Annotated in this window: 4 protein-coding genes; 3 read left to right on the forward strand and 1 reads right to left on the reverse strand. The window is 71.9% G+C overall.

The genetic code is table 11. The features are described from left to right. The first annotated feature begins 63 nt into the window (after nt 1-63). The 3 genes from iolD to C1I97_RS31840 all read left to right on the forward strand — a co-directional run bounded on the left by iolD (nt 64) and on the right by C1I97_RS31840 (nt 4,181). On the forward strand, nt 64-1,947 hold the full coding sequence (gene iolD, locus C1I97_RS31825) for a 3D-(3,5/4)-trihydroxycyclohexane-1,2-dione acylhydrolase (decyclizing) (protein WP_111006524.1): 1,884 nt from the start codon (nt 64-66) through the stop codon (nt 1,945-1,947). Between the two features lie 65 nt (nt 1,948-2,012). Then, nucleotides 2,013-2,798, forward strand: a complete 786-nt coding sequence (locus C1I97_RS31830) for a GntR family transcriptional regulator (protein ID WP_111006525.1) — start codon at nt 2,013-2,015, stop codon at nt 2,796-2,798. Between the two features lie 702 nt (nt 2,799-3,500). Next, nucleotides 3,501-4,181: a hypothetical protein gene (locus C1I97_RS31840; RefSeq protein WP_111006527.1), complete on the forward strand. Its 681-nt coding sequence runs from the start codon at nt 3,501-3,503 to the stop codon at nt 4,179-4,181. A gap of 269 nt (nt 4,182-4,450) precedes the next feature. Here C1I97_RS31840 and C1I97_RS40810 read toward each other — a convergent pair. Beyond that, the coding region (locus C1I97_RS40810) for a hypothetical protein (protein ID WP_220040880.1) at nt 4,451-4,655 on the reverse strand (205 nt) is incomplete at its 5' end.

Below are 4,655 nucleotides of genomic sequence, written 5' to 3' on the forward strand. Positions count from 1 at the left end.
CCTGTACACCGCTCCTTCCGCCCCGTCGTCCCCTTCCGCCCCCTCGTCCCAGTGAGGTCCACGATGAGTCACTCCACGACCCGTCTCACCGTCGCCCAGGCGCTGGTGCGGTTCCTCGCCGCCCAGTACACCGAGCGGGACGGCGTACGGCACCGGCTGATCGCCGGCACCTGGGGCATCTTCGGCCACGGCAACGTGGCCGGCGTCGGACAGGCGCTGGTGGAGGCGGGCGAGGGCGTCATGCCGTTCCACCAGGGCCGCAACGAGCAGGCGATGGTGCACGCGGCGGTCGGCTACGCCCGTCAGCGCGACCGCCTGTCCACGCAGGCGGTGACCACGTCCATCGGCCCGGGCGCCACCAACCTCGTCACCGGCGCCGCCCTGGCCACCATCAACCGCCTGCCGGTGCTGCTGCTGCCCGGCGACTACTTCGCCTCGCACAGCGCCGACCCGCTGCTGCAGCAGCTGGAGCACCCGGTGGAGGCGGACGTGTCGGTCAACGACACCCTGCGCCCGGTCTCCCGCTACTTCGACCGGATCACCCGCCCCGAGGCCCTGATCCCCTCCGCGCTGAACGCGATGCGGGTCCTGACCGATCCGGCCGAGACCGGCGCGGTCACCCTCGCGCTGCCGCAGGACGTGCAGGCGGAAGGCTTCGACTGGCCCGAGGAGTTCTTCGCCGAGCGGGTGTGGCGGGTCCGGCGTCCCGCTCCCGACCCCGCCGAACTCGCCGAGGCGGTACGGGCCGTACGGGCCGCCGAGCGCCCACTGGTCGTCGCGGGCGGCGGCGTGCACCACAGCGGGGCCGAGGACGCGCTGAAGGCGTTCGCCGACGCCACCGGCATCCCGGTCGCCTCCACCCAGGCCGGCAAGGGCTCACTGCGCCACGACCACCCGGCCGACCTCGGCGGCATCGGGCACACCGGCACGGCCGTCAGTGACGACCTCGCGCGCACCGCGGACCTGGTCATCGGCGTCGGCACCCGCTACACCGACTTCACCACCGCCTCCGGCACCCTCTTCCAGAACCCGGACGTCCGCTTCCTCAACCTCAACATCACCGCGTTCGACGCCCACAAGCTGGCGGCCACGACCCTCGTCTGCGACGCGCGGGCCGGGCTCACGGCGCTCACCGAGGCGCTGGCCGGGCACCGCGTGGACGCCGGGTACGAGGACGGGTACCGGGCCGGCAAGGAGCGCTGGGAGCGGGTGGTCGAGGCGGCGTACCGCGCGGACGACGACAGCGCCGTACCGACGCAGACGCAAGTGCTGGGCGCGCTGGACGCGGTCGTGGGCGACGACGACGTGGTGATCAACGCGGCCGGTTCGCTCCCCGGCGACCTGCACAAGCTGTGGCGGGCCCGCTCCCCGCGCCAGCACCACCTGGAGTACGGCTACTCCTGCATGGGCTACGAGATCCCGGCCGCGATCGGCGTGCAGCAGGCCGCGCCGGACACTCCGGTGTGGGCGCTGGTCGGCGACGGCACCTATCTGATGATGCCGACGGAGATCGTCACGGCCGTCCAGGAGGGCCTGCCGGTCAACGTGCTCCTCGTCCAGAACCACGGGTACGCCTCGATCGGCGGTCTGTCGGAGACGGTGGGCGCCGAGCGGTTCGGCACCGCCTACCGCTACCGCGCCGCCGACGGCACCTTCACCGGCGCCCCGCTGCCCGTCGACCTCGCCGCCAACGCCGGCAGCCTCGGCATGGAGGTGCTGCGCGCCAAGACGGTGGGCGAACTGCGCCGGGCGCTGCGCGCGGCCCGCACCTCCGACCGCCCGACGTGCGTGTACGTCGAGACGGACGTGGAGCGTGAGGCCCCGGCCGCTCCCCCGGCCGAGGCCTGGTGGGACGTACCGGTGGCCGAGGTGGCCTCCCGCGAGGCCGCCGTGACCGCCCGCGAGCGCTACGACCGCGAGGTGGCCGCCCGCCGCCACCACCTGTGAACTCCCCCCGCCGACAGGCTGCCTGGAGCCGCGCAACGCCTCACCCGACCCGAAGGGGGTACCCCGTGGCGACGACCGGTGACCGCTCCCGTGCCGTGACCCTCTCCGCGCTCGATTCCCTGGACTTCGCCCTGGACCGGAGCAGTCCGGTGCCGCTGTACTACCAGTTCGCCCAGCAGCTGGAAGCGGCGATCGAGCGCGGAATCCTCGCCCCGGGGGACCTCCTGGGCAACGAGATCGACCTGTCCGTACGCCTGGGCCTGTCCCGTCCCACGGTCCGCCAGGCCATCCAGTCCCTGGTCGACAAGGGGCTGCTGGTCCGGCGGCGCGGGGTGGGCACGCAGGTGGTGCACAGCAAGGTCAGACGGCCCCTGGAGCTCAGCAGCCTCTACGACGACCTGGAGACGGCCGGGCAGGGCCCCACCACCCGCGTGCTGCGCAACGAGCGGGTGCCCGCGACCGCCGAGGTGGCCTCCGCGCTCGGTCTCACCGAGGGCGGCGAGGTGACGGTGCTGGAGCGGCTGCGGTTCACGCACGGCCAGCCGGTGGCGCACATGTGCAACTACCTGCCGGCCACGCTGCTCGAGCCGGACACCGCCCGGCTGGAGTCGACCGGCCTGTACCGGATGATGCGCTCGGCGGGCATCACCCTGCACAGCGCCCGCCAGACCATCGGCGCCCGCGGAGCCACCGCCGAGGAGGCCGCCCGCCTCGACGAGGAGGAGGGCGCCGCCCTGCTCACCATGCAGCGCACGGCGTACGACGACACGGGCCGGGCGGTGGAGTACGCCCGGCACGTGTACCGCGCCTCCCGGTACGCGTTCGACTTCCAGCTGCTGGTACGGCCGTGAGAGCCGCGGGAGTCGCGAGCAGTGGCCGGACCGCGGTGATCTCGTTGCTTCTGGCGTCGGCCTCGCACTGAGCGAGGACCGCTCCGTCGCCCCGCAGTGCAGAGATGAGGCGGACCGGGCGACCGTTGGGGTGCACCGCGCCGCGCAGCGACTTGCCGTCCACCGCGACCGCGATGCGGGCCGGGCGGCCTTGCGATGGTTCGCCCAGGTGGGCGGTGCGCAGGGCAGCGGAGTGAACCGCGAGCCAGGCGCCGATCGCCACGTCGAGCACATCGCCGTCGGCACGTTGCAGTGGGCGGCGGACGGTCGCCTCGCTCGGTGCGGACAGGGGCCGGTCCGGACCGCGCAGGGTACCGCCGCACCAGGACAGCACCTGGTCGGGAGCATCAGCGGCCCACTCGGCGATCTGACGGCGGCGCGGGTCAGGTAAGCGGCGGAACCGGTCCAGGGGGCCGGGCGAGTCCTTGCGACAGGCAGGGGCTGCGCCGACGAGTCGTCCCAGCCCGGCGGGGATGGGTGATGAAGGCAGAACAGGCACGCACGGTCTTCCGTTGTGGTGATCAGGGGCTTCGACACTTCGTGATCGTTGGAAGCCCGTGCTGGTCTCCGTGCTCCGCAGGATTCGCCAACCGCGAAGTGTCATCGAGCTGACGTAGGGTCGGCGCTCTGGTGGGGAACGGCGCAGGGGAGGAGTGGGGGGTCATGGGTGCGGACGCCAGGGTGGTGCCGGGGTTCCCGGAAGGGGAGTTTGTCCACACCGGTGATCACAGCCGGAATTACCGCATAGCCGTGGAGCGGCCGGAGGCCGGCCGGCCTGCGCTGCTGCACGTGGTGAAGCGCGGCGAGGGCGAGTTTGTCCTGCACGGGCAGGAGAGGGGTGTCGGTGCCACCCGTGAGACGCCGCCCACCCTGTACTCCCCCCGGGGAGATGGTGAAGCGCGGCTCTTGCTGCCGGTGAACACGACGCACGTGAAGGTCCAGTCGAAGGGGGACGAGCCCCTGTCCTGGTCGATGCGGATGCTGCCGCTGGGGGAGGCAGCGGTGTTCACCGGGGAGCACCGGGGGGAGTGTTCGGACGTCCTCCACCGGTTCGACGCCATGCCGGGCCTCTTCGAGGTGGAGGTGGACGCCGAGGACGACTGGAACTGGGAGCTGTCGTTCGTCTGCGACCACCAGCTGGGCGGTTCCCTTTACGCCGATTCCTCGTGCTGGAAGTGCCGGGAGATCACCGTCCGGGAGGCCGAGCGGATGGGCACGGATCCCAAGGACTGGCTGGAGGGGACCGGTGAGGACGGCGGGTGCTTCTTCCTGCCCACCAGCGGGTTGATCACTTTCGTCTCGGAGAGCAATTGCCAGTGGTCGGTGCGGGCCGCGCGACTCTGAGCGCCGGGTGAGCTGCCCCGGGCCGCCGGAGGGTGCCCGGGGGCTTCGTCTGCCTTCGGGCCGGCCGGCGCGCGGACCACCAAGCGGCTGCGAAACGCCACAAGTTGCCGGATCACCCAGTAACCCGGGCGCTTTACGAGAACGACGGAGTCCTGCCCTCGACGCCCGGCCCGGAGGCACATATCCCTCTGTAAAGCGGGAGCATTTCGGCCTCCAGTGTTCACATGCCGCTCATTTGAGTGCGCGAGGTGCATTCGCCTGCCAGGTGTTCACCCTTTCAGCAGGGTGGGTGCCATGAGCCGGAGATCTTCCGTGACGCTCCCGCGTCGGCCGGCGTCCTCGTCGACGTCAGACAACAATTCGCAGAGGTCAGGCCAGATGTCAGTGGTGCCTGTCAGGCTCGGCCCGTCCCCGACCAGGAAGGCGGACGATGACCGGCACAGCCGCCCCCAAGCACTACGCACCCCGGTGGAA

The organism is Streptomyces sp. NTH33 (assembly GCF_003236365.1).
GTDB lineage: Bacteria > Actinomycetota > Actinomycetes > Streptomycetales > Streptomycetaceae > Streptomyces.

What these genes read in the sequence shown, in the direction of transcription:
- C1I97_RS31840 (WP_111006527.1), top strand. Translation starts at nt 3,501, where the DNA reads ATGGGTGCGGACGCCAGGGTGGTGCCGGGGTTCCCGGAAGGGGAGTTT.
- iolD (WP_111006524.1), top strand. Translation starts at nt 64, where the DNA reads ATGAGTCACTCCACGACCCGTCTCACCGTCGCCCAGGCGCTGGTGCGG.